Source organism: Psychroserpens sp. BH13MA-6, from assembly GCF_052983595.1.
Genome location: NZ_JBRJGE010000003.1, coordinates 1 through 25,153, shown reverse-complemented (window position 1 = coordinate 25,153; position 25,153 = coordinate 1). Strand labels below are relative to the sequence as shown.

Genomic DNA, 25,153 nt, shown 5'->3' with positions numbered 1-25,153 from the left:
TTTAGAAGCTGTTCAATATTGGGCAGCTTTTTTAATGACACACTATGGCACATTTGGAGAAAGGAAGTAAAAAATTGCTCAATGCATGGGCGTTTTATGATTGGGCAAATTCAGTGTATACCTTAACCATTGCCTCATCTATTTTTCCCATATTTTATTCCGCATTGTTTATCTCTCAAGTAGAAAAAACGGTTCCAGCTTTTGGCATGGTGTTTAAGAGTACGGCGCTTATCACTTATGTCACTGCTTTTACCTTTTTAGTTGTGGCATTTACATCACCAATTTTATCAGGTATTGCCGATTATGTCGGGAACAAAAAGAACTTTATGAAGTTCTTTTGTTATGTTGGTGGTATAGGATGTATTGGCTTGTACTGGTTTAGTTTAGATCATATTCATTTAAGCCTGTTATTTTATTTTATGGGTTTGATAGGTTATTGGGGAAGTTTGGTTTTCTATAATTCTTATTTACCAGATATCGCCTTTCCTGAACAACAAGATAGTATTAGTGCTAAGGGTTTTAGTATGGGCTATATTGGAAGTGTGATATTACTGATCATCAATTTGCTTATGGTAATGCTGCCTCAATGGTTTGGTTTTGATATTAGTATTGATGACACTTTAAGGCAAACTGGCACTGAGGTTGAAATTGCAGATGCCTTAAAAAAAGCGAAAGATGCCGCGTCTTTTGAAGCCATGAAAGTCGCTTTTATTACAGTTGGTCTATGGTGGATTCTATTTAGCCAATACACGTTTTATATTTTACCGAAAGGTGTTTCAAAAGGTCATAAAGTGACCAAGGAAATTGTATTTAACGGATTGAAAGAATTGAGGCTCGTTTGGATAGAGCTGAAAAAAGATCTGAGATTAAAAAGGTATCTCGCTGCATTTTTTGTGTTTAGTATGGCGGTTCAAACCATTATGTTGGTAGCTGTTTATTTCGGCGAAGAAGAAATAGCATGGGGAAGTACAGAAGCCAAGACAAAAGGATTAATCATCAGTATATTAGTCATTCAATTGGTAGCCATTATCGGAGCTATATTAACGTCTAAGGCTTCCGCCAAATTTGGAAATATCAAAACATTGATCGTTGTTAATTTTGTCTGGATGTCCTTATGTGTCTATGCTTATTTCATGCAAACATCCACAGATTTTTACATCGCAGCTTCCTTAGTAGGTTTAGTCATGGGAGGCATACAATCGTTGGCAAGATCAACGTATTCAAAGTTCTTACCAGAAACTGAAGACACCACGTCTTATTTTAGTTTTTATGACGTTGCTGAAAAAATAGGGATCGTTATTGGCATGGTCATTTTTGCCACCATTGATCAGATTACAGGAAGTATGCGAAATGCCATTTTATTCCTATTTTTATTTTTCTTAGTTGGAATCATATTATTGTATAGAGTACCAAAAGAAAAGAAACAAATAAATTAGTATGTTTGTAAAAACCCAATTTCCATTTAATATGAAAAAATCATTATTGTTACTATTGCCATTTGTTATTCTATTGATGGTGTCTTGTGAAGACGAACCTATAGACGATGGCCTTCAAACTGGAGGAACTTCTTGTGAACAGGCAGTCTTAAATACAGCAGATGCAGCACTTAATTTTTTAGGTGTGAATGCAGATAACTATACACAGTTATGTGTGGCGTATAGAAATGCGCTCCAGGCACAAGTTCAAGCTTGTGGTGATGAGGATGGAAGTTTACAGGCTGCAATTGAAGCCTTAGGAGATTGTACAGATCAAAATCAGCAATCATCAGATGTGGAAGGTACTTGGTTATTAACAGCATGGCTTATTGATGAGGCCTATGACCTCAATAATGATGGCACCGAAAGCTTTAATTTACTAGATGAAATGGATTGCTACAACAACGAAACCATTGTGTTTAATGCTGATGGTACCGCTGTCGTTACTTCAACGTCTTATGCTGAAATAGATGTGTCCATAGAAGTAGGAACAACAGATTCATTCGATTATATTGTTAATTGTATACAAGAAACAGAGGTTTCGAATGTGACATGGACTCAGAATAATAATACAGTCACTATTTCTGATGGTAGTAGTGATTTAGAATGGACCCTGTCTGGCAATCAATTGTCAATTTTTGTTCCGGAAGGATTCTTCGCTATTAGTGAAGATCAAACCATTGTACAAAATGATGATTTAACTTTCGTTTATACAAAGCAGTAATTCTAAAATTGAAATAAAAAAAAAGCTACTGAAAATCAATCAGTAGCTTTTTTTTGTGCTAGTAGACTTAATTGTCAATACTACCAGAACCAGTAATTTTAGTGTCTTTATGTGTTGGATTTCCTTTATATTCAATATCACCGGATCCTGTGACCCTCGCTTTTAAACGGCCATTACACACCACATCTGCATCACCTGAACCAGTTACGGAGACATCGGTGTCAGTTGCTTGAAGGCTAAAACCGTGAAAGTCGCCTGACCCAGTGACACCAGCACTTAAATGTTTCGTGCGACCTTTCAGCGTTAAATCACCTGAGCCAGTCACTTTTCCTGAAACATCATTCGTTTGAACATCTAAAATGATATCTCCTGAACCTGACAAATAAACCTCTAAGTTATCGGATGAAATGGTATCTGTATTCCAAAGATCTCCAGAGCCAGAAAGTGATACGTGATTAATATCCTTGAATGGAATGGTAATTTTTATGGTTTTATTATTACTTGGCCTTAAGCTTTTGCCTTTTTCAGTTTTAATGTGTAATTGTCCGTTTTTTACTTCAGTGACAATATGTTGCAATAAATTAGATTCGCCTTCTAGAGTGATTCGTCCTTCAGGGCCAGATACCAAAATGTAGTCAAAGCTACCAGCACATTTTATGCCCTCATAATCTGAAGTTGATCTATTTTCTGTGGTCATTTGACCATTGCCTTTAATTTTATCAATTCCCCATTGGGCATGGATTAGCGTACTGCTCAATAGGATTACGGCGATGCATATTATTTTTTTCATAGTTTTAGTATTTAAGATGTGTATAATTGTATTAGTTCTTTTTGAATGAGACACTACCATAATCTGATTTGATTCTGATAAGGTTGCCGCTTGAGGCACTACCTCTATAACCTTCGTAATATTTATCTGAAGATTCGATGCGTCTATTGACAAACTCAAAATCGTCTGAATCTCTTAAAGAGGCGTATTCTAAGTCAATATCAAAACTAAATTGATAAGCTGGGTCGTAACCAATAGTAATCCCATTATAATCAGATTCGATGGTGATGTTTCCAGCGTTGGCAGCCATATTATCTATTTTTATAGAACCATAATCAGCTTTAATACTCACATTTTTATAAATGGTTCCAAGTCTTACCGTTAAATAGTCACCATTACCATCGACATTATTGGCATTGTCAATTTTTATAGATCCATAATCGCAATTGTAGCTCACATTCTCTGCAATCTCAATTTCTGATTTGGTATAATCGGCGTTAATATCAAGGTATTTTGCTTTCCCAATGGTATAACCACTATAATCGGCATTAATCTTACCGCTTTTGATGTATTCAAAATAACAGTTGTTGGTGTAATCAAATGAAATAGAATTGTTATCAGCTAACAGCTCTTTTGTCGTTATTTTACCGTAATCACAACTAATGTTAGCGCGACCTTCGAGTTTATCCAAATCAATACTTCCGTAGTCATTATTCAAATCAACATTGTTGGAAATAGGCATTTTGATAATGTAATTAACTTCCATGTTAACATTATTGTTTTTACCCCAATTCCACCACGATTGTGACTTATTTTTATGAAAAAGGGTTTTTGCAGAAACCATAGTTCTAGAGCCTTCGAATTCAATGTTTATATCCTCTAGTTTCTCTTTTACTTTTTCAAGATCATTACCATTTGTCTTAATATTGACCTCTATAGATATCATAGCGCCTTCATAGGTCGTGATATGGATATTTCCATAGCTATTGTTAATCTTTAATGTGGCATCAGAATTAACAGTAAACTCCTTTTTGATTGTTTTTTCTTTAGTATGCTTCCCTTTCCATTTATCATGAATGTTAGCCATGGCTAACGATGGAATTAAAACTAGGGCAATGATAAATTTATATAGTAGTGGTGTTTTCATTTTGTTGGTATTTAAAATTTTTGACTTCTTCGATGTGGTCCAAGACCGTTTGTAATACACTTATTCTATTTTGAAAATTAGTGATCATGGCGTAGACAACGCGTTTGTCATTGCCGCTTTCTGTGAGATCAATTTTCAGGGCTTCGTATTCCTTTTCTAGGATTCTTAGTTCTTTCATCGCATCTTCTATCATAGCTTCTGTCTCTGGAGAACGTTGCGCTTCAAGTGATGCTAATTCTAGTTCTATGGCACCTAAAAAAAAGTTTTGTGTTTCTGAAAGTTCTGGTGAAACACTAGCTAAATCCATGGTTTCCTGTGTTTGCATATTAGAGCTTGTAAAAATAGCCACACAAATCACGATCGTTGCAGCAACGGCTAATAAAGGCTTCCAAAAAGTCACCTTTCTAGGTTGGTGTTCTGCAACGAGATGTTGCTGTTGTAATTTTTCCAAAAACCGATTGGCATGACCTTCATTTGGAGTTTCGCCATTGAAATCATTTTCGAGTTTTTGAAACAAATCGTTTATTGGGTCATTTTTCATATTAATAAGTTATAGTGACTAACTTTTTTCTTAAACTGTTCTTAGCACGCGAAATCATCGTTCTACAATTTGCGGAGCTTATGTTCATAATGTCACAAATTTCATCATAGTCATAACCTTCTATCAAGTGGAGCGTAAGGCTCATTCTGTAATTATCTTTAAGCTCATTCATGGTCTCCAGAACCTGATTCGCTTTAACTTGATTAAAGTCGTACGTTTCATTACTATCAGTATCGCTGTCTTCCACTTTATAAATGACATCATCCAAACGTACATCTTCATATTGACCACTTTTCTTATAGTGATGAATACTATTGTTGATGACAATTCGTTTTAACCAAGCTCCAAAAGTTTTCATTTCTTTGAGTGTATCCAACTTTGTAAATGCTGTCAAAAACGAATCTTGCATGATGTCCTCAGCCTCAAAACTGTTCTTTACAATTCTAAAGGATGTATTGTACATCGCTTTGTAATATCTGTTATAGACTTCCATTTGCGCCTGCTGGTTGCCAGATTTACAAAGCGGCAATAACTGCTCTATGTTTTGATTGGTTAGTGTCAAAAAACAAATGCTTTTATATAAAGATGACTACGGTTCTTATTTGTTACACTTTTGTAAAAAAAGTTTTTACTTAATATAAGACTCATGGCATAACTATTGAATTTATATAAAGATATATAATTGCTTTATTGTTGTAAGTTGTTGAATTACAGTAATTAAGGAATTTTAATACTAATTTTTAAATCTATATTTCTGCACTACGAGTGACAGAATGACCAAAAATATCATATGAAGAAGTCTAAATTTTTAAAGCTTGACAGTTTGTCATTTCAGGATTTTGATGAAAATTCAGAATTAATTCCATTAATGACACCTGAAGATGAAGCTGAAATAAACAATGAACTTTTACCAGATTCTTTACCTATTTTGCCTTTAAGGAATACCGTTTTGTTCCCTGGCGTTGTTATTCCTATAACAGCAGGACGAGATAAATCTATTAAACTTATCAATGACGCTAATAATGGAAGCAAGGTCATTGGTGTGGTGTCTCAAAAGGATGAAGTCGTTGAAGATCCAACGGCTAAGGATATCTTTAAAAAGGGGACGGTTGCGAGAATATTGAAGGTACTTAAAATGCCTGATGGAAATACAACTATTATCATTCAAGGTAAAAAACGCTTTGAAATTCAAGATGTCGTTTCAGAGGAACCTTATTTAACAGCCACTGTTAAAGATGTGCCAGAAGCGAAGCCAGCTTTAAACAATGAAGAGTTCTCTGCTATCATTGATTCTATTAAAGATTTGTCTCTACAAATTATTAAGGACAGTCCAAATATTCCTTCGGAAGCATCCTTTGCGATTAAGAACATTGAGAGTAATTCGTTCTTGGTGAATTTTGTGTCTTCCAATATGAATCTTTCTGTAAAAGAAAAACAGGAGTTGCTGGAAATCAATGACCTGAAGGAACGTGCTCTAGCCACGTTGAAATACATGAATGTGGAGCTTCAGAAATTGGAATTAAAAAATGATATCCAATCCAAGGTGCAAAGCGACATGAATCAGCAACAGCGTGAATATTTCTTACATCAACAGATGAAAACCATTCAAGAGGAGTTGGGTGGTGGTGTGTCTTCTGGTGAGGAGATAGAAGAGATGCGTCAGCGCGCAAAAAAGAAAAAATGGGATGATAAAGTCGCTGAACATTTTGATAAAGAGCTATCAAAAATGCAACGTATGAATCCGCAAGTTGCCGAATATTCCATCCAAAGAAATTATCTGGATTTGTTTTTAGATCTACCATGGAATGAATTCAGTAAAGATAAATTTGATTTAAAACGCGCAATGAAAATTCTAGATCGTGATCATTACGGTTTAGATGATGTCAAAAAACGAATCATCGAGTATTTGGCCGTTTTAAAACTAAGAAACGATATGAAATCGCCCATTCTTTGTTTATATGGACCTCCAGGTGTCGGTAAAACCTCATTGGGTAAATCAATCGCTGAGGCCCTCGGACGCGAATATGTGAGAATGTCTTTAGGTGGTTTACGTGATGAAGCAGAAATTAGAGGTCATCGTAAAACCTATATTGGTGCCATGCCAGGACGTATCATTCAAAGTTTGAAAAAGGCGGGAACTTCAAATCCAGTATTTGTACTTGATGAAATTGATAAATTATCGAATTCGCATCAAGGCGATCCTTCTTCAGCCTTATTAGAAGTATTGGATCCAGAGCAAAACAGTGAGTTCCATGACAATTTTTTAGAAATGGGATTTGATTTATCAAAAGTGATGTTTATTGCCACTTCCAATAGTTTAAATACCATACAGCCTGCGTTGAGAGATCGTATGGAAATCATCAATGTGACCGGTTATACCATTGAAGAGAAAGTAGAAATTGGTAAGCGTCATTTATTACCGAAACAACTTAAAGAGCACGGACTTTCAGATAAGCATTTGAAATTAGCGAAGCCACAACTTGAAAAAATTGTTGAAGGTTACACACGTGAGTCTGGTGTGAGAGGTTTGGAAAAACAAATTGCAAAAATGGTGCGTCATGCAGCTAAGAATATTGCGATGGAAGAAGACTACAATCTTAAAGTGACCAATGAGGATGTTATAGAGGTTTTAGGAGCACCAAGATTGGAACGAGATAAATACGAAAACAACAATGTTGCTGGTGTTGTCACTGGTCTTGCTTGGACTAGAGTAGGTGGCGATATTCTATTCATAGAATCCATCCTCTCAAAAGGAAAAGGGAATCTCACGATTACTGGAAATTTAGGAAAGGTCATGAAAGAATCTGCAACCATTGCGATGGAGTACATTAAAGCAAATGCTGATGAATTCAATATTAATCCTGAGGTTTTCGAAAAATACAATGTGCATATTCATGTCCCTGAAGGCGCCACGCCAAAAGACGGACCAAGTGCAGGTGTGACGATGTTAACTTCTTTAGTATCTTTGTTTACACAGCGCAAAGTCAAAAATAGTTTGGCTATGACCGGAGAGATTACATTAAGAGGTAAGGTATTACCTGTTGGTGGAATTAAAGAAAAGATACTGGCTGCCAAACGCGCCCGAATCAAAGAGATTTTGTTATGTGAAGACAACAAGCGTGATATCGATGAAATTAAACCTGAATACCTAAAAGGGTTAACCTTTCATTACGTAAAAGATATGAGCGATGTTTTAAAGCTAGCACTAACAAATCAAAAAGTAAAAAATGCTAAAAAACTTTAAACTTTGTGCTTTGATTTTGACATTTACAGTCTCAATTTTTGGGGCTGTGGCGCAAAACACAGTTTACAAAGATGTACTACTAGATGGGAAACCAGCTAAATTAAATGTCGCAACAGGGGAAGTGACATTAGTAAAAGAAGGAGAGACAACAAAAACGAGTAGTTCCGATACGAACGAACAGAAGCTTAAAGTCGAAAATAAAACTACTGAAATTCAAGCGAATCTCTTAAAAAATGACTCAAAGCCTAAAGACAGTATCAAAGCAGAATTGAAAATGGTAGCCATTGATTCTTCGGCATCAAATCGTTTGAGTGATGCTTCGTCAATTGATTCAACACTGACACACGAAAAATCTCTTAAAGGAACTGTTCATGTAAATACTGAAATCAGTAAGAAGCAAACGGTGACTTCCGAAGACGTGAATAAAGCAACCACCATGGTTTATGAAACTTCAGAAGATTTGTCAAATACGGAAACAGACACAGATTTTCACGTGGTGAAAAAAGGGGAGACTTTGTATGCGCTCTCTAAACGCTATAACACCACATTACATCAGTTACAGCGCGCCAATAAATTAGAATCGACGCTCATCAAAGTTGGTCAAAATTTAAGAGTCGGTAATTTTGATGTTTCTTATGCAAATTCCGCTCAAACATGGTTGGTTTCTAAAGGAGACACTTTATATAGTATTGCTAAAAAATCACATACCACTGTCGAAGAAATAAAAGCTTTAAACGGACTTGATAGTAACTTAATTAAAGTAGGTCAAGTGCTAAAGTTAAAATAGAAATCCATGAGGTTTAAAAATAAAATAGACATGTAGTCGTTTTAAGATAGATTTATTTACTTTGCACCCTTATATGCTAAAGAAAATTATAACGTTTATTTGTCTATTACTCACAGCCACAAGTATGGCACAATTGGGAGGTGAATCAACGTATCAATTTCTTAATTTAGTTGCATCACCGAGACAAGCAGCTCTTGGTGGGAAAGTCATTACTAACTACGATTATGATGTAACTGGCGGTTTATTCAATCCCGCAACTATAAATCCAGAAATGGATAATCAATTAGCTGTCAATTATTCGAGTTATTTAGGAGGTATCAGTTATGGTACAGCTGCCTATGCTTACACTTGGGACCGACATGTACAGACCTTACATATAGGAATGACCTATATTAATTATGGAAGTTTTGATGGTTATGATCTCAACGGTGTCTCAACTGGAACATTTACGGGAAATGAAGCTGCATTATCGGCAGGCTATGCTTATCAAATACCTTATTCTGATTTCTATGTAGGTGCTAATGTGAAATTAATAACTTCCAAATTGGAACAATATAATTCTATTGGTATCGCTGCAGATTTAGGTGCGATGTATATCAATGAGAAATTAGATTTTCACGCGGCCTTAACGGTGAGAAATTTGGGAACACAGATTGTAACTTATGCAGGACTTAACGAGAAGTTACCATTGGAAGTAAATCTGGGTTTATCCCAAACATTGGAAAATATGCCTTTGCGTTGGCATCTAACTTTTGAAAATTTGCAAACTTGGCCTTTAGGTTTTTCAAATCCTGCCAGAGCAACAACAGATTTAGATGGGAATCAAACTCAAGAAAAAGTAGGTTTTTTAAATGAAGTTCTTAGGCATACTATCATAGGAGCAGAGCTGTTTCCAGATCGTGGTTTTAATCTTAGAATGGGTTATAATTTTAGAAGAGCAGAGGAATTACGTATTTTAGAACAGCGTAACTTTTCCGGATTGTCCTTTGGTATTGGTATCAAACTGAACAAAATGAGATTTAGTTACACTCATGCAAGATATTCAGGTGCTACCAATGCTAATTTCTTCGGATTACAAATAGACTTAAGACAATGAGAAAAATTACCATAGCCATTGATGGGTTTTCATCTACAGGGAAAAGCACTGTTGCGAAGCGTTTAGCAAAGTATTTGGGCTATGTGTATGTTGATACAGGTGCCATGTATCGTGCGGTGACTTTGTATGCGATGCAACATGGTTTTATACAAGCAGACTGTTTTGACCAAGAAGGGCTCATATCAGCACTTGAAGAGGTGAAGATTAGTTTTAAATTCAATGAAGATTTAGGGTATGCCGAAGTGTATCTCAATGGAAAGAATGTTGAAAAAGCAATACGAACATTAGAGGTGTCTCAGTTTGTGAGTCAAGTAGCAACCGTATCTGAAGTTAGAAAACAATTGGTCAAACAACAACAATCATTAGGGCAAGACAAAGGTGTGGTGATGGATGGCCGTGATATTGGAACAGTCGTGTTTCCGGATGCAGAATTAAAATTATTTATGACGGCTTCCGCAGAAAAAAGAGCACAACGTCGTTATGACGAATTACTTGAACGCGGTGATGATGTCGCATATGAAGCGGTCTTAAAAAATGTACAGACCCGTGATCGTATTGACTCTACGCGAGAAGATTCGCCATTAATGAAGGCAGATGATGCCATTGAAGTTGATAATTCGAACATGTCCTTAGACGAACAGTTTGAATACATATTGAGACTTTTCAAAGATAAAATCAATAATCGATCATAAAAAAAAAGCGACCCTAAAGTCGCTTTTAAAATATCATTTTTCATTTTACAAATTCGGGATGATCAATTCTTGATCTGGATAAATCAAATCTGGATTCTTTAAAATATCAGAATTGGCTTGAAATATCGCCTGATATTTCGATGGATTACCATAATACTGCTTTGCGATTTTGCCTAAGGTTTCTCCACTCTTTACTGTATGTCTGGCATACACAGAGGAATCGGCAACTTTGATGTCGGCCATAATATCTGTTGGGCTTTCACCACCAGCGGCTTTAATAGCATCCCATAATAAGTCTTTTTCATATTGCGTTTTGGCAGTTCCCCAGATTTTGAGTTTGCCGTCTTCAACTTTAACATCACCATCTTGTATGTTTAAAGTTTCTCCTAAGTCCAAGACACCTTGGTATTTTGATTTAACCATAATTGTTGTTTTTAATAAGTGTTAATACTAAGGTAAAGATACTATTTATACGTTTAGATTTCAACAGTAGAGGAGGCATTTTTTTTCATTTTTCTATTCTGAAAGCCAATACATTAGACATTTAAATATTTATTTTGTTTTATACCAAATAAAACGTATTTTTGCACTCCTTTTAGCGAAGCCAAGAAAGAGTAAAAGGAATAAAAAACAATAACAATAACACTTCTGTGTGTTTTTCGCAGCGTTCTTTCTAAACATACAGAATACAAATTTTAATTCAGCACATGTCTGAAAAAGAAACAAAACAAGCTGAGGTAGAAACTACTGAAGCTCAAATAGCTGAGGCTCCTCAAGTATCTGAGGCTCAGAAAAATCCAGAAAAATTCTTAGAAGATTTCAACTGGCACAATTACGAAGAAGGAATTGATCCTGTTGATGACAAACAACTTGAAGAATTTGAAAAATTAGTATCTGAAAACTTTGTGGATACCTTAGATGACGAAGTCGTTGAGGGAGAAGTCATCCACATTACTGATCGTGATGCTATTATTGATATCAATGCAAAATCTGAAGGTGTCATTTCTTTAAATGAGTTCCGTTACAATCCAGATTTAAAAGTTGGTGATAAAGTAGAGGTGTTAATTGACGTACGTGAAGATGCGACTGGTCAATTAGTATTGTCTCACAGAAAAGCTCGTGTTATCAAAGCATGGGATCGTGTAAATAATGCACACGACACTGGTGAAATCGTTAATGGTTTCGTTAAATGTAGAACTAAAGGTGGAATGATCGTTGACGTATTTGGTATTGAAGCGTTCTTACCAGGTTCTCAAATTGATGTAAAGCCAATTAGAGATTACGATCAGTATGTCAATAAAACTATGGAATTTAAAGTGGTGAAAATCAACCACGAATTCAAAAATATTGTAGTTTCTCACAAAGCACTTATTGAAGCTGATATTGAGGAACAGAAAAAAGAGATCATTGGTCAATTAGAAAAAGGTCAAGTATTGGAAGGTGTTGTGAAAAACATTACATCTTACGGTGTGTTTATTGATCTTGGTGGCGTTGATGGTTTAGTTCATATCACAGATTTATCTTGGTCTAGAATTAACCACCCTAACGAAATCGTAGAGTTAGATCAAAAATTAAACGTGGTAATCTTAGACTTCGATGAAGACAAGTCTAGAATCCAGTTAGGTCTTAAGCAATTAAGCAAGCATCCTTGGGAAGCTTTAGGTGACAGCGTTAAAGTTGGTGACAAAGTGAAAGGTAAGGTTGTTGTTATTGCTGATTACGGTGCATTTGTTGAAGTAGAAGAAGGTGTTGAAGGATTAGTTCACGTAAGTGAAATGTCATGGTCAACGCATTTACGTTCTGCTCAGGATTTCGTCTCTGTAGGTGATGAAATTGAAGCAGTTATCTTAACACTTGATAGAGAAGATCGTAAAATGTCACTTGGTATCAAGCAATTGACACCAGACCCATGGACAGATATTACTTCTAAATATCCTGTAGGTTCTAAGCACACAGGTATCGTACGTAACTTTACAAACTTTGGTGTTTTTGTTGAATTGGAAGAAGGTATCGACGGATTAATTTATATCTCTGATTTATCTTGGACTAAGAAAATCAAACATCCATCAGAATTCTGTAATGTTGGTGATAACCTAGACGTTGTGGTCTTAGAGTTGGATGTTGAAGGACGTAAATTATCTTTAGGTCACAAACAAACAACTGAAAACCCTTGGGATAAGTATGAAACTGAGTTCGCTTTAGGAACGACGCATACAGCCGAAATCGCTGAGATCGTTGATAAAGGTGCAACCATCAACTTTAACGAAGATATCGTTGCATTTGTACCATCTCGTCATTTAGAAAAAGAAGATGGAAGCAAACTGAAGAAAGGTGAATCTGCAGAGTTTAAAATTATTGAATTCAATAAAGAATTTAAACGTGTAGTCGCTTCTCATACAGCCATCTTTAAAGAAGAAGAAATAGCAAATGTAAAAGCTGCTGTTAAGAAACAGGAGTCTCAAGCAGCAGAAGCTAAGCCAACTTTAGGTGATGCTAATGATGCCTTACAAGCGCTAAAAGATAAAATGGACGGAAAGAAATAAGTTTCCTAAATTTTAAAGACTAATTAAGCCTCTCAATTTTGAGAGGCTTTTTTATGTTTAAAAGCAAGAGTGCTATGAATGACCTTAATTATATAAAAACCTAAGTAAGTGCTCAAGTGAGAACCGTTGAACCGCTGAGAGATAATCATATAATACGCAATAATTTTAGATTATCAAGTGTACAACTAAAATTGCCATTGCAAAGCCTATTTTTTTAACTTAACTTTGCCAACCAACGACGTTTGGAAATCATATGAGTCAAAAAGTGTTACTTAATGCTAAAGAGGTCAACATCATTCTTCATCGATTGGCTTGTCAGCTCATTGAAAATCACAACGATTTTTCAGATACGGTATTAATTGGCTTACAACCAAGAGGGAAGTTTTTGGCGAATCGACTGGCTTCAATGTTAAAAGAAGACTACAAAATAAATAATATTCAGCTGGGTCATCTAGATATCACGTTTTTTAGAGATGATTTCAGAAGAGGTGAAAAAATTCTGGAAGCAAATACCACCGAAATCGATTTTATTGTAGAAAATAAAAATATCGTCTTTATTGATGACGTATTATATACAGGTCGTAGTATTAGAGCAGCATTAACCGCTATTCAGTCGTTTGGAAGACCTAATGAAATAGAATTATTAACCTTAATCGATAGACGCTTTAGCCGACATTTACCTATTCAACCTAATTATAGAGGTCGACAAGTAGATGCTATTAATGAAGAAAAAGTCAAGGTGAATTGGATGGAAAACGAAGGAGAAGACGCCGTATATTTGATAAATAATTAAAACTATGAGTGAATTAAGTGTTGATCACTTATTGGGAATTAAATATCTTAATCAACAAGATATTCAATTGATTTTTGAAACGGCAGATCATTTTAAAGAGGTGATTAATAGGCCTATTAAAAAAGTTCCCTCTCTTAGAGATATTACCATTGCCAATTTATTTTTTGAGAATTCAACGCGAACTAAATTATCATTTGAACTCGCTGAAAAAAGGCTATCAGCTGATGTGATTAACTTTTCAGCATCGCAATCCTCAGTTAAAAAAGGGGAAACCTTGATAGATACCGTGAATAATATCTTATCAATGAAGGTCGATATGGTAGTGATGAGACATCCTAATCCTGGAGCTGGTGTGTTTTTATCACAACATGTGGATGCCAGTATCATCAATGCTGGAGATGGTGCTCATGAACATCCAACACAAGCTTTATTAGATACGTATTCAATAAGGGAACGATTGGGTGAAGTAAGCGGTAAAAATGTGGTGATTGTAGGTGATATATTGCATAGTCGCGTAGCATTATCCAATATTTATGCCTTGCAACTTCAAGGTGCCAACGTGATGGTTTGTGGTCCTAAAACCTTGTTGCCAAAATATATCAAAGACTTAGGGGTTACAGTAGAAACAAACTTGAAGAAAGCCTTGGAATGGTGTGATGTTGCTAATATGTTGCGCGTACAGAATGAGCGCATGGATATTAGTTATTTTCCATCAACAAGAGAATATACAAAACAATATGGTGTAAATAAGAAGCTTTTAGATTCTTTAGATAAAGAGATTACCATTATGCATCCTGGTCCGATAAATCGAGGGGTCGAAATTACAAGTGATGTTGCAGATTCCAAGCAAGCCATTATTTTGGATCAAGTGGAAAATGGCGTCGCTATCCGGATGGCTGTTATTTATCTTTTAGCTTCAAAAATAAAACATTAAGCATGATTATAGATAAGGATGGAAACATTTCCATCATCACTCAGGAAAAAGCTACGATTGTTGAGCTTGTAAAAAAAGTAGACGTCCTTTACGATCGCTTTAAAAATGATAATATTATTATTTGTTTAACGACTTTAAATAAAGTGACCTTACAAGATATTGTAGAATTTCTACGATTGTCTAATAAACATCGAAAAGCTAAAAATTCTTTTGTCATTGTGACCGATAAAGCCAATCTCGATGAAACACCCGATGAGATTGTAGTGGTTCCAACCATGCAGGAAGCTTATGATATCATCGAAATGGAAGAAATCGAAAGGGATTTAGGCTTCTAATATTTATGAAACTTACCATATTAGGTTGTTACAGCGCGACGCCACAAATTCATACGAATCCTACTGCTCAAATACTTGAGATAAAAAATCATACGTTTCTTATTGATTGTGGTGAAGGGACTCAAGTAGAATTGCGACGTAATAAGATTAAATTTGGAAGGATCAAGCACATTTTTATTTCACATCTTCATGGTGATCATTGTTTTGGCTTGGCTGGATTGATCTCAACGTTTCGGTTATTGACGAGAGAAGCCGACTTACATATTTACGCGCCTAAAGGATTGAAGGAGGTGATCACACTTCAGATGAAATTATCTGAATCATGGACGAATTATCGGTTGATTTTCCATGAGTTATCGTCGAATTCTTCGGAATTAATCTATGAAGATGATAGAGTAGAAGTCTACACTATTCCGCTAGATCATCGTATTTACACCAATGGCTTTTTATTTAAGGAAAAATTAGGCGAACGCAAACTCGATATGAATGCCGTTTTAAATGCGGATATTGATGTTGCGTATTACAGAAAATTAAAGCAAGGTGCAGATGTACCAAATAATGACGGCGATTTGGTAGCAAATGATGAGGTGACACTGGATCCGAAACCACCAAAAAGCTATGCGTTTTGTAGTGACACCGCTTATAACGAATCTATTGTGCCAATCATAAAAGACGTCACCGTGTTATATCATGAATCGACCTTTACTGAAAAGCATAAAGAATTGGCAGCGCCAACAAAACACTCGACAGCAAGGGAAGCAGCGACGATAGCAAAAAAAGCACATGCCGGACATCTAATTTTGGGACATTATTCAACGCGTTATGATAGTTTAGATGTTTTCAAGGAAGAAGCGGCTACGATTTTTAAGGATGTGTCATTAGCGAAAGATGGTCTGACATTTACTTTCGACTAATCTGCGTTTTAAATTCTTCTAATTCGCACATCCATTCTATCGCTTCATCGAGGCTATGACATCGTTTCATACTTTTCTGAAAAAAATGCTTTTCAATAGTTGAATTGAGATAACTAAAATCGTTATAAGAGACAATAGCTGTGGCTACGAGAAAGTCGTATTCATTATTAAAATCCAACCACAGTTGAGGTTCGAAAGAGTAGGAGTTCATTCGGTTGGCAATATAGCCTATCTTAATTCCTTTACGTATTTCCTCGGAAAACCTGCTGATCAATTCACTCGCGATATGGTAATCGACATGAATGCCTTCATTTAATTCAGAAATAACAAAATGTTGTGTAGCGTAGATAGTACCGAAAGAAAATTCTATTTTTTTATACTTTAAAAGTTTAGAATATTTGCTGTTTTCAAATTTCATTAGTAGGGATTATTGTTTAAATTTATGTGAAATAACTGAAGCTAAAAAGAAAAAATTATATTAAATCCTTTAAAAAAATCTAATGAATAGAGACTTAGGCAATTACAGAAAAGTATATCAAAAACAAGAATTGCTAGAAAGCAATGTGAGTGATAATCCCATGGAAGTCTTTAATAAATGGTTTCATGAGGTTGACGATAATTTTGATGTAGGTGAAACCAATGCGATGACCTTAAGCACAATAGGTCTCGATGGCTATCCTAAGAGTCGTGTGGTATTACTCAAAAAATTCACACATGAAGGATTTATTTTCTATACCAATTACCAGAGTGAAAAGGGGCGTGCGATTATGCAAAATCCTCAGGTTTGCATCTCATTTTTTTGGCCAGCTGCAGAGCGTCAAATCATTATAAAAGGGAAAGCAGAAAAAATAGCTGAAAATCTAAGTGATGGCTATTTTGAGTCTCGTCCAAGAGGTAGTCAACTGGGTGCCTTGGTTTCAAATCAGAGTGAAGTCATAGCGAGTAGGGACGTTCTGGAAAAGCGCCTTCGGAAATTAGAACGTGATTTTGAAGGGAAGGAGATACCGCGACCTGACTTTTGGGGTGGATTTATGGTGAAACCAACCGAAATGGAATTTTGGCAAGGTCGACCCAATCGTCTTCATGACCGATTGCGCTATCAATTAACAGAGACATTCGACTGGAAAATCGAACGTTTATCACCGTAACACAAATTTAAAAACATCGACGAAATACACTTTAAAAAGGTTTAACTACATGTTTTTGGATTTAAAAAGTGTATTTCATCGATTATTTACATATAAAATCGACGAAATGCATGCGTTTTATCGATTTTAACAATTCGTTAACAGTTTTTACATAAGACGGGTTCTATTTTAGTAATCCCAAATCTAAATAACCCTCTTATGAAACCTATTAAATACTTGCCTATACTGGCATTTGTAGCTTTGTTGTCGTTTTCATGTTCTACAGAAAACTATCCAGATGAGACAATTGATAGTGCATCATTACCTTTCCCTCCAGAAGCAAAAACTATAGAGATTGAAATTTTAGAGCTTATAAATGCTCATAGAATCAATGAAGGTCTCCAACCTTTAAATAGTCATAATACCATTAAAGCTGTGGCGTTTACGCATACAGATTATATGGTTGAAGTGAACAATGTGTCTCATGATAATTTTTTTCAACGTAAAAACAGTTTAATGAGTAACGCAGATGCAACGCGTGTATCAGAAAATGTTGCTTATGCATTTAGTTCGGCGCAATCCGTTGTGAATGCTTGGCTTAATAGTGATGGACACCGTGAAAATATTGAAGGAGATTTTACAGATTTTGACATTTCAGCAGAACAAAATAGCGAAGGTAAATGGTATTTTACTAATATCTTCATCAAACGATAACGTTTAAAAATTGATTAATAGCAAATCGTTATTTTTAAGCCACAGAGTTTTCTGTGGCTTTTTTATTTTAGATATAATAAGTGGGTTTAATCGTCTTTAAGTGACGATATTTAAGCTGCTTTCAAAGTTTTAGCGTATAGGATATCCACTAAATTACTTAAGGAGACTTCATGAGAGTGCCAAAAACGACCTTCTTTTAACACGTCTAATAAACCAGTTATATAATCATTGAATCAAGCCAATTGTCATAAGATCGACTCTTTTGGATTATATGGACACTTATATTTTCAGCCTAACATTCTGAGAACGCATTTAGTCATCTTGGTGTTAGGTCATAAAAAAAAGCAGACTTAGAATTTTAAGCCTGCTTTTAAGCAAATTTAGTTTAGAAGGATCTTTAGATTATTCGTTTAATATATAGAAGTAAGAACGTCTATTCAACTGATGCTCTTCCTCCGTACATTTGACACCATTAGAACATTTGTTTAGTAATTGGGTTTCTCCAAATCCAATAGCGCTTTCAATACGTTCTGCAGCAATGCCTCGTGAAATAATATAATCTCTTGTAGACTTAGCGCGACGATCGGATAACTTCATGTTATAGGCATCTCTACCACGACTATCGGTATGGGATTCAATTTTAATAACCATATTAGGATGAGCTCTCATCACATCAACAATATTTTCCAATTCGTATTGGGCATCGGTTCGGATGTTCCATTTATCAAAATCGAAGAATATAGGATTTATAACAATCTGACTATCATTAATTAAAGGCTCCAAGAATAAATCGGCTTCCGTAACATTCTCATTCTCATTGTTGGTCTTCACTTGTTTCTGATCTTCTTTAAAGTCTTCTTTACTGCCAATTATGGTATAGATTTTATTACAATCTACCGTCAACTCATAACTTCCATTATCATCTGAAGTGACTTCCGTAATGACTTTTCCAACTTCATTAATGAGTTTGACATTAACACCAGCCAAAAGCTCATTCGTGTTTTTATCTCTAGTGATACCTTTAATAGTTTGTAAGCATATAGAGGCATCGAAACTATAAATATCATCACTTCCTTGACCATCCGGTCTATTTGAAGAGAAATAACCTGTACGTAGATTTTCTGTTTCAGAAACATTCTCGAAATAGGCGAAATCATCATCACCACTATTATAAGGAGCTCCTAAGTTTTCTACTTCAGCTGTAGCATCTTTGATGAAATTAGACTTGAAAATATCTAAAAACCCTAAATTTAAATGGCCATCAGAAGAAAAATAAAACGTACTATCAGTTGCTACAAATGGGAACATCTCTCGACCTTCCGTATTTATTTTTTCACCGAGATTTTTAGGTTCTGAATAAGAATCGTTCCCCAAAATATCAACGACATATATGTCTGTGTAGCCCATACCGCCTTCGCGATCTGATACAAAATAGAGTTGTTTGTTATCTGGACTTAGTGCAGGATGACCAGTTGAGAATACATCATCATTAAAGGGTAATTCCAAGACATTGGTCCAGGCTTCGCCATTCCATGTAGCTTTATATATTTTAAGATGTGTTGTTCCTTTTTTATCATAAACTTTCTTATTCCTTTTGTTGACATTATCTCTCGTAAAATACATGGTTTTACCATCATTAGTGATAGTTACATTAGCATCGTGTACATCTTTTCTATCTGAAAGATCAAAAGGCACTAAGGAGGCATTGGAATATTCAACTTGATCACCCTCATTGGTGACATCACTTTGATAGATATCCAAATAAGGCTCATTGTTCCACTTGTAAATGTCATTTTCAGTGTTTCTTCCAGAGGCAAAATAGAGTTTTCCATTCTGAATAAAAGATCCAAAATCTGAGTATTTAGAGTTGATTGGCAGATTTATAATCTCGACAACCTTGTCAGAATCGGATTTAGCCAACTCATTGTATTTCGCAATGTTTTCCGGGTTGTAATCCTTAGTTCTAGAGTCGTCATTTTGAATCGTCATAAATATCTTCATCCATTCTTCGGCCTCTGAATATTGACCTAAGCTTCTCAAAGATTGAATATGCTTATAAATATATTCAGGGTTGATTTTATCTTTTCCGTATTTTTTTAAGGCTTTACCATACCAAAAGGCAGCTTTGTCAGAGTTGGAATTGTTGTAATAACAATCACCTAATCGCGTGAGTACATGCAGACTCGTGTCACCTTTTTTCAAAACTTCTTCATAAAGTTCTGTGGCTTTTACATAGCCATAATTTCCAAAAAACTTATCAGCAAGTTTTTCTTGAGCCATTGATATTGTACTTATAAACAATACCATTATTGAGATTGAAAACTTTGATTTCATCATTGACTTATTTTTAGAAGTATCGAGGTGATTTAATACGTTTACTTTTGAATATTTCAAACATAAGCAAAACTTCGTGAGTTCCACTAGTATAAGGTCTTAAATCCGATAACGGATATTCATAGGCATAACCTATTCTTAATTGCTTGGATACTTGAAAATCTGCAATACCTCCAAGTGCAGCTGCTTGTTCATTCACACGATATCCAGCGCCTATCCAAAACTTTTCATAAAACAAAAAGTTGGCAGTTAAATCAAATGACAGTGGTGCGCCATTGGTTGCTTTTAATAAGGTAGCTGGTTTGAACTTTGTATTTTCGCCTAAATCAAACACATAACCACCTGTAAAATAATAACTTATACGCTCTAAGGCTTGAAACTCAGCATCACCAGTATAATCTGTATTGAGTATTCTAGGCGCAGAAAGCCCTACGTACCATCTATTACTATGCCAGTAAACACCCGTTCCAATATTTGGTTTCCAACGATTTTGATAACCAAAAATGACAGGGTCATTTGATTGTGATTGCTGAAATTCGGCATCTAAGCTATAACTGGTAAAACCAGCTTTTACACCAAAGGCCAATTTGCTTTTTTCTCCTGTTGGAATAGTATATGAGAAGTCTCCGTACAAATAGGAAAAATTCTGAAAGCCAAGTTCATCATTTATAAATGATAAACCTAAACCTACACGTTCGTTTCGCATGGGTGCATGCACAGATAAGGTTTGTGTTTGTGGTCCGCCTTCGAGGCCTACCCACTGACTTCTGTGCAAACCTACAACACTCAATGTTTCTCTACTCCCTGCATAAGCGGGATTGATTGAGATGGTATTATACATATACTGAGTAAACTGTGGTAGTTGTTGCGCAACTCCCATCCAACTACTGAATAGTATAAATGCTATAATATTAAACTTAATTGATTTCATATAGGTTAAGATTTATTTTGTTGAAACATAGATTGGTCCAGTAAATGGTTTTAATTCAAGTTGACCTGAACTATCTATTAGTTGTATGACGTAATAATATGTACCTGTTGGTACAAAGTTCGAGTTTCCAATAGAGGCATTTGAAGCAGTACCATTCCAATCATTTTGGTAATTAGAATTGTCATAAATTTTAGCACTCCAACGGTTGAATATTTGCAGTTTAATTACAAAACCACAATCCTCAACACCAGTAATGGTAAAGAATTCATTCACACCATCATCATTGGCTGTCACCGCTTTAGAGATCACGACATCTTCCTCACCACATGGTAATACCACACATTCATCATTGATGTCAATTGTGACCGTTGCTTCACCAGGACATGCACCTACATAGGAATATGTAAACTCATAATCTCCTAATTGATTGTCTGAATAATTTCCATTGAAATCTAATAATGATGAAGGATTAAAGAAACTTCCATCGATAGTTGCATTTCCGGAAGTCACTGTCCAAACACCATCTAAGGTGTAATCTCCAATAAGAAGATCGAAAAGATCGAATTCGAAATCTTCAATAATACATAATGACGTATCATTGGTTTCAATTTCACCTTGAACAGTCACATTTATAGTTTGTGTGTAGACAGCTTCGTTGCCACATTCATCGCTTACAAACCAATCTCTAATAATTACATAATCATTGGCATTTTCATCAGACGTTGACGTCTCATTAAATTCGACCGTCATATTCGATGAACAAGCATCTTCAAACGCAAGGTTTGGCACTTCTGGAACTTCGCTACATACGACATTGATAACCTCTTCAAATTCACCTACCAAGGCAGGAGCAGTGGTATCAAGTACTGTAATTGTTTGTATGAATGACGTGGCATTTTCACAATCATCAGTAACCGTCCACACTCTCGTTATAACGGATTCATTCGGACAATCACCAGGCACGCTTTCATCAGTGTACGTCGCTTCCAATCCTGTTGAGCAGTTATCCGCTTCGTCAGTCACATCACCAGTTATGTTGAGATCCGTTGGATCTACATCACATTCAATGGTAATATCTGAAGGAACCGTAAACGTAGGAGCCGTTGTATCCTGAACAGTAATGGTCTGAACAAGGGTTGTGGTATTTCCACAATCATCTGTCAATGACCATGTTCTAGTAATAATCGATTCGTTAGCACAGCTACCTTCAGCCACAGCATCGGTATAGGTGGCTTCTAATCCTGTTGAGCAGTTATCGGCTTCATCAATAACATCACCTGTAAGATTCAGATCAGTAATATCTTCATCACATTCCACAGTGATACTATCAGGAACTGTAAAGGTAGGAGCCGTTGTATCCTGAACATTGATGGTCTGAACAAGGGTTGTGGTATTGCCACAATCGTCAGTTAATGACCATGTTCTAGTGATAATCGATTCGTTAGCACAGCTACCTTCAGCCACAGCATCGGTATAGGTGGCTTCTAATCCTGTTGAGCAGTTATCGGCTTCATCAATAACATCACCTGTAAGATTCAGATCAGTAATATCTTCATCACATTCCACAGTGATACTATCAGGAACTGTAAAGGTTGGAGCCGTTGTATCCTGAACAGTAATGGTCTGAACAAGGGTTGTGGTATTTCCACAATCATCTGTCAATGACCATGTTCTAGTAATAATCGATTCGTTAGCACAGCTACCCTCAGCCACAGCATCGGTATAGGTTGCTTCCAATCCTGTTGAGCAGTTATCGGCTTCATCAATAACATCACCTGTAAGATTCAGATCCGTAATATCTTCATCACATTCCACAGTGATACTATCAGGAACCGTAAACGTAGGAGCCGTTGTATCCTGAACAGTGATGGTCTGAACAAGGGTTGTGGTATTGCCACAATCGTCAGTTAATGACCATGTTCTAGTGATAATCGATTCGTTAGCACAGCTACCCTCAGCCACAGCATCGGTATATGTTGCTTCCAATCCTGTTGAGCAGTTATCCGCTTCATCAATAACATCACCAGTAAGATTCAGATCCGTAATATCTTCATCACATTCCACAGTGATACTATCAGGAACTGTAAATGTAGGAGCCGTTGTATCCTGAACAGTAATGGTCTGAACAAGGGTTGTGGTATTTCCACAATCATCTGTCAATGACCATGTTCTAGTAATAATGGATTCGTTAACACAGCTACCTTCAGCCACAGCATCGGTATAGGTTGCTTCTAATCCTGTTGAGCAGTTATCCGCTTCATCAATAACATCACCTGTAAGATTCAGATCAGTAATATCTTCATCACATTCCACAGTGATACTATCAGGAACTGTAAAGGTAGGAGCCGTTGTATCCTGAACAGTAATGGTCTGAACAAGGGTTGTGGTATTGCCACAATCGTCTATTAGTGTCCATGTTCTAGTGATAATCGATTCGTTAGCACAGCTACCTTGAGCCACAGCATCGGTATAGGTGGCTTCCAATCCTGTTGAGCAGTTATCGGCTTCATCAATAACATCACCAGTAAGATTCAGATCCGTAATATCTTCATCACATTCCACAGTGATACTATCAGGTACTGTAAATGTAGGAGCCGTTGTATCCTGAACAGTAATGGTCTGAACAAGGGTTGTGGTATTGCCACAATCATCTGTCAATGACCATGTTCTAGTAATAATGGATTCGTTAGCACAGCTACCATCAGCAAACGTATCAGAATACGTCGCTTCTAGGTCAGTTTGCGAACAGCCATCAAATTCGTCAGTCACATCTCCCGTTACGTTGAGATCAGTTGGGTCCTCGTTACACTCAATAGATATGTTGGAAGGCACTGTAAAAGTTGGGGCTGTTGAATCAACAAAAGTTAAGGTAGAGGATAAATTGGTTGCATTACCACAATCATCTGTAATGGTATAGTTAACGGTAATTGATCCACTTTGACCACATGAAGAGACGAAGTTCGCAAAATCATAATCTGAATTTATTGTAATACCGAGATCATCAGCACAGTTTTGAAGGGCAACGATATTATTATCATTCCAGTCATTTGCTAGTGTTTCGTTTTCATCACCAACACATTCAAGCGTTGTATCTTCAATAGTACAATTAGATAAATCTGGTATTGTTCCGTCATCAAAACTTAAAGTTGCTGTTATAGTCGAGCTATTTCCACAATCATCTGTGACGGTATACGTAACACTTAAGTTACCGCAAGGGCCACAAGTAGTATTCAAATTACTGAAATTGTAATCTGAAGTGACTTGTCCTGTTAAATCCGAGTCACAAGAGTCTGTTGCGCAAGCTTCTAAGGTTGCTATATTTGCAGCATTCCATGCATCAGCTAGAGATTCATTATTTGTATCTGAACATTCAAGAATGGTATTCTCGATGGAACATGCAGAAATATCTGGTGCAATCGTATCTTCCACATTAATAATTTGAACAGCCGTTGCTGTGTTACCACAATCGTCGGTTGCTGTCCATGTTCTTGTAATAGTTTCTGTGTTACCACAATCGGCAACAGACGTATCGTTAAATGTAATGGTCACCTCACCACAGCTATCCGTCGCTGTTGCTTCTCCTGTATTTACCGGATCGGTACTTTCAGAACATTCAACCGTAGCATCTGCAGGCACATTTAAAGTAGGAGCCACTGTGTCTTCAACGTTAATGATTTGAACTCCAGTTGTTGTGTTACCACAATCGTCGGTTGCTGTCCATGTTCTTGTAATAGTTTCGGTGTTGCCACAATCGGCAACAGACGTATCGTTGAAGGTAATGGTTACCTCACCACAGCTATCAGTCGCTGTTGCTTCTCCTGTATTTATTGGATCGGTACTTTCAGAACATTCAACCGTAGCATCTGCAGGCACATTTAACGTAGGAGCCACTGTATCTTCAACAGTTATAGTTTGAACTCCAGTTGTCGTGTTACCACAATCATCAGTAGCTGTCCATGTTCTTGTAATAGTTTCGGTGTTACCACAATCGGCAACAGACGTATCGTTAAATGTAATGGTCACCTCACCACAGCTATCCGTCGCTGTTGCTTC

Annotated in this window: 22 protein-coding genes; 13 read left to right on the top strand and 9 right to left on the bottom strand. The window is 36.2% G+C overall.

What is annotated here, in order from left to right; genetic code table 11:
• The first annotated feature begins 44 nt into the window (after window positions 1-44).
• Together ACU8DI_RS07170 and ACU8DI_RS07165 are read left to right on the top strand one after the other, a co-directional pair.
• A complete protein-coding gene (locus ACU8DI_RS07170; RefSeq protein ID WP_447112087.1) occupies window positions 45-1,436 on the top strand; it encodes an MFS transporter in 1,392 nt (463 codons plus the stop codon).
• A 31-nt stretch (window positions 1,437-1,467) separates the two neighbouring features.
• A complete protein-coding gene (locus ACU8DI_RS07165; protein WP_447112086.1) occupies window positions 1,468-2,199 on the top strand; it encodes a hypothetical protein in 732 nt (243 codons plus the stop codon).
• A 67-nt stretch (window positions 2,200-2,266) separates the two neighbouring features.
• Here ACU8DI_RS07165 and ACU8DI_RS07160 read toward each other — a convergent pair whose 3' ends face one another.
• Genes ACU8DI_RS07160 through ACU8DI_RS07145 form a run of 4 tightly spaced genes read right to left on the bottom strand, consistent with a single transcriptional unit; the run spans window position 2,267 to window position 5,218 of the window.
• Window positions 2,267-2,989, bottom strand: coding sequence for a head GIN domain-containing protein (locus ACU8DI_RS07160; RefSeq protein WP_447112085.1), 723 nt, complete (start codon window positions 2,987-2,989; stop codon window positions 2,267-2,269).
• A gap of 31 nt (window positions 2,990-3,020) precedes the next feature.
• Window positions 3,021-4,115, bottom strand: coding sequence for a hypothetical protein (locus ACU8DI_RS07155; protein ID WP_447112084.1), 1,095 nt, complete (start codon window positions 4,113-4,115; stop codon window positions 3,021-3,023).
• Window positions 4,093-4,656 carry a hypothetical protein gene (locus ACU8DI_RS07150; RefSeq protein ID WP_447112083.1) on the bottom strand — a complete coding sequence of 188 codons (564 nt, stop codon included), beginning with the start codon at window positions 4,654-4,656 and terminating at the stop codon, window positions 4,093-4,095. The genes ACU8DI_RS07155 and ACU8DI_RS07150 overlap by 23 nt, the downstream gene beginning before the upstream one ends.
• 1 nt (window position 4,657) lies before the next feature.
• The gene (locus ACU8DI_RS07145) at window positions 4,658-5,218 is read right to left on the bottom strand and encodes an RNA polymerase sigma factor (protein ID WP_447112082.1); all 561 of its coding nucleotides are present in this window, start codon (window positions 5,216-5,218) and stop codon (window positions 4,658-4,660) included.
• Window positions 5,219-5,446: 228 nt separating this feature from the next.
• On the opposite strand from ACU8DI_RS07145, the gene lon reads away from it, so the two are divergent.
• From lon to cmk, 4 genes are all read left to right on the top strand, one after another.
• On the top strand, window positions 5,447-7,900 hold the full coding sequence (gene lon / locus ACU8DI_RS07140) for an endopeptidase La (protein ID WP_447112081.1): 2,454 nt from the start codon (window positions 5,447-5,449) through the stop codon (window positions 7,898-7,900).
• Window positions 7,901-7,916: 16 nt separating this feature from the next.
• Window positions 7,917-8,687, top strand: coding sequence for a LysM peptidoglycan-binding domain-containing protein (locus ACU8DI_RS07135; protein WP_447112080.1), 771 nt, complete (start codon window positions 7,917-7,919; stop codon window positions 8,685-8,687).
• Window positions 8,688-8,760: 73 nt separating this feature from the next.
• Window positions 8,761-9,783 (top strand): type IX secretion system protein PorQ, encoded by a 1,023-nt coding sequence (gene porQ, locus ACU8DI_RS07130; protein WP_447112079.1) that lies wholly within the window; start codon window positions 8,761-8,763, stop codon window positions 9,781-9,783.
• Window positions 9,780-10,475: a (d)CMP kinase gene (gene cmk, locus ACU8DI_RS07125; RefSeq protein ID WP_447112078.1), complete on the top strand. Its 696-nt coding sequence runs from the start codon at window positions 9,780-9,782 to the stop codon at window positions 10,473-10,475. Before porQ ends, cmk begins: the two co-directional genes overlap by 4 nt.
• Window positions 10,476-10,520: 45 nt before the next feature.
• Here the strand turns inward: cmk and ACU8DI_RS07120 are convergent, their stop codons facing one another.
• The gene (locus ACU8DI_RS07120) at window positions 10,521-10,898 is read right to left on the bottom strand and encodes a LysM peptidoglycan-binding domain-containing protein (RefSeq protein ID WP_447112077.1); all 378 of its coding nucleotides are present in this window, start codon (window positions 10,896-10,898) and stop codon (window positions 10,521-10,523) included.
• 284 nt (window positions 10,899-11,182) lie between these two features.
• On the opposite strand from ACU8DI_RS07120, the gene rpsA reads away from it, so the two are divergent.
• From rpsA to ACU8DI_RS07095, 5 genes are all read left to right on the top strand, one after another.
• Window positions 11,183-13,018, top strand: coding sequence for a 30S ribosomal protein S1 (rpsA, locus tag ACU8DI_RS07115; protein ID WP_447112076.1), 1,836 nt, complete (start codon window positions 11,183-11,185; stop codon window positions 13,016-13,018).
• 253 nt (window positions 13,019-13,271) lie between these two features.
• The gene (gene pyrR, locus ACU8DI_RS07110; protein ID WP_447112075.1) at window positions 13,272-13,811 is read left to right on the top strand and encodes a bifunctional pyr operon transcriptional regulator/uracil phosphoribosyltransferase PyrR; all 540 of its coding nucleotides are present in this window, start codon (window positions 13,272-13,274) and stop codon (window positions 13,809-13,811) included.
• 4 nt (window positions 13,812-13,815) lie between these two features.
• On the top strand, window positions 13,816-14,745 hold the full coding sequence (locus tag ACU8DI_RS07105) for an aspartate carbamoyltransferase catalytic subunit (RefSeq protein ID WP_447112074.1): 930 nt from the start codon (window positions 13,816-13,818) through the stop codon (window positions 14,743-14,745).
• Window positions 14,746-14,747: 2 nt separating this feature from the next.
• Window positions 14,748-15,080, top strand: a complete 333-nt coding sequence (locus tag ACU8DI_RS07100; RefSeq protein ID WP_447112073.1) for a ribonuclease Z — start codon at window positions 14,748-14,750, stop codon at window positions 15,078-15,080.
• 5 nt (window positions 15,081-15,085) lie between these two features.
• Window positions 15,086-15,994 (top strand): ribonuclease Z, encoded by a 909-nt coding sequence (locus ACU8DI_RS07095; RefSeq protein ID WP_447112072.1) that lies wholly within the window; start codon window positions 15,086-15,088, stop codon window positions 15,992-15,994.
• On the opposite strand, the gene ACU8DI_RS07090 is transcribed toward ACU8DI_RS07095, so the two are convergent.
• Window positions 15,981-16,412 carry a hypothetical protein gene (locus ACU8DI_RS07090; RefSeq protein ID WP_447112071.1) on the bottom strand — a complete coding sequence of 144 codons (432 nt, stop codon included), beginning with the start codon at window positions 16,410-16,412 and terminating at the stop codon, window positions 15,981-15,983. The genes ACU8DI_RS07095 and ACU8DI_RS07090 overlap by 14 nt on opposite strands.
• An 82-nt stretch (window positions 16,413-16,494) precedes the next feature.
• Between ACU8DI_RS07090 and pdxH the strand changes: the two genes are divergently transcribed.
• The gene (pdxH, locus tag ACU8DI_RS07085) at window positions 16,495-17,142 is read left to right on the top strand and encodes a pyridoxamine 5'-phosphate oxidase (protein WP_447112070.1); all 648 of its coding nucleotides are present in this window, start codon (window positions 16,495-16,497) and stop codon (window positions 17,140-17,142) included.
• Window positions 17,143-17,340: 198 nt separating this feature from the next.
• On the top strand, window positions 17,341-17,835 hold the full coding sequence (locus ACU8DI_RS07080) for a CAP domain-containing protein (protein WP_447112069.1): 495 nt from the start codon (window positions 17,341-17,343) through the stop codon (window positions 17,833-17,835).
• A gap of 402 nt (window positions 17,836-18,237) precedes the next feature.
• Here ACU8DI_RS07080 and ACU8DI_RS07075 read toward each other — a convergent pair whose 3' ends face one another.
• The 3 genes from ACU8DI_RS07075 to ACU8DI_RS07065 form a co-directional block, all read right to left on the bottom strand.
• Window positions 18,238-20,115, bottom strand: a complete 1,878-nt coding sequence (locus ACU8DI_RS07075) for an OmpA family protein (RefSeq protein ID WP_447112068.1) — start codon at window positions 20,113-20,115, stop codon at window positions 18,238-18,240.
• Between the two features lie 67 nt (window positions 20,116-20,182).
• Window positions 20,183-21,100 carry a PorP/SprF family type IX secretion system membrane protein gene (locus ACU8DI_RS07070; RefSeq protein WP_447112067.1) on the bottom strand — a complete coding sequence of 306 codons (918 nt, stop codon included), beginning with the start codon at window positions 21,098-21,100 and terminating at the stop codon, window positions 20,183-20,185.
• 12 nt (window positions 21,101-21,112) lie between these two features.
• Window positions 21,113-25,153 (bottom strand): HYR-like domain-containing protein (locus tag ACU8DI_RS07065; protein WP_447112066.1); only part of this gene is annotated, 4,041 nt, incomplete at its 5' end.

Coding starts and splice junctions, on each gene's coding strand:
- ACU8DI_RS07170 (WP_447112087.1), top strand. CDS start 45: ATGGCACATTTGGAGAAAGGAAGTAAAAAATTGCTCAATGCATGGGCG.
- ACU8DI_RS07165 (WP_447112086.1), top strand. CDS start 1,468: ATGAAAAAATCATTATTGTTACTATTGCCATTTGTTATTCTATTGATG.
- ACU8DI_RS07160 (WP_447112085.1), bottom strand. CDS start 2,989: ATGAAAAAAATAATATGCATCGCCGTAATCCTATTGAGCAGTACGCTA.
- ACU8DI_RS07155 (WP_447112084.1), bottom strand. CDS start 4,115: ATGAAAACACCACTACTATATAAATTTATCATTGCCCTAGTTTTAATT.
- ACU8DI_RS07150 (WP_447112083.1), bottom strand. CDS start 4,656: ATGAAAAATGACCCAATAAACGATTTGTTTCAAAAACTCGAAAATGAT.
- lon (WP_447112081.1), top strand. CDS start 5,447: ATGAAGAAGTCTAAATTTTTAAAGCTTGACAGTTTGTCATTTCAGGAT.
- porQ (WP_447112079.1), top strand. CDS start 8,761: ATGCTAAAGAAAATTATAACGTTTATTTGTCTATTACTCACAGCCACA.
- cmk (WP_447112078.1), top strand. CDS start 9,780: ATGAGAAAAATTACCATAGCCATTGATGGGTTTTCATCTACAGGGAAA.
- ACU8DI_RS07120 (WP_447112077.1), bottom strand. CDS start 10,898: ATGGTTAAATCAAAATACCAAGGTGTCTTGGACTTAGGAGAAACTTTA.
- rpsA (WP_447112076.1), top strand. CDS start 11,183: ATGTCTGAAAAAGAAACAAAACAAGCTGAGGTAGAAACTACTGAAGCT.
- pyrR (WP_447112075.1), top strand. CDS start 13,272: ATGAGTCAAAAAGTGTTACTTAATGCTAAAGAGGTCAACATCATTCTT.
- ACU8DI_RS07105 (WP_447112074.1), top strand. CDS start 13,816: ATGAGTGAATTAAGTGTTGATCACTTATTGGGAATTAAATATCTTAAT.
- ACU8DI_RS07100 (WP_447112073.1), top strand. CDS start 14,748: ATGATTATAGATAAGGATGGAAACATTTCCATCATCACTCAGGAAAAA.
- ACU8DI_RS07095 (WP_447112072.1), top strand. CDS start 15,086: ATGAAACTTACCATATTAGGTTGTTACAGCGCGACGCCACAAATTCAT.
- ACU8DI_RS07090 (WP_447112071.1), bottom strand. CDS start 16,412: ATGAAATTTGAAAACAGCAAATATTCTAAACTTTTAAAGTATAAAAAA.
- pdxH (WP_447112070.1), top strand. CDS start 16,495: ATGAATAGAGACTTAGGCAATTACAGAAAAGTATATCAAAAACAAGAA.
- ACU8DI_RS07080 (WP_447112069.1), top strand. CDS start 17,341: ATGAAACCTATTAAATACTTGCCTATACTGGCATTTGTAGCTTTGTTG.
- ACU8DI_RS07075 (WP_447112068.1), bottom strand. CDS start 20,115: ATGGCTCAAGAAAAACTTGCTGATAAGTTTTTTGGAAATTATGGCTAT.
- ACU8DI_RS07070 (WP_447112067.1), bottom strand. CDS start 21,100: ATGAAATCAATTAAGTTTAATATTATAGCATTTATACTATTCAGTAGT.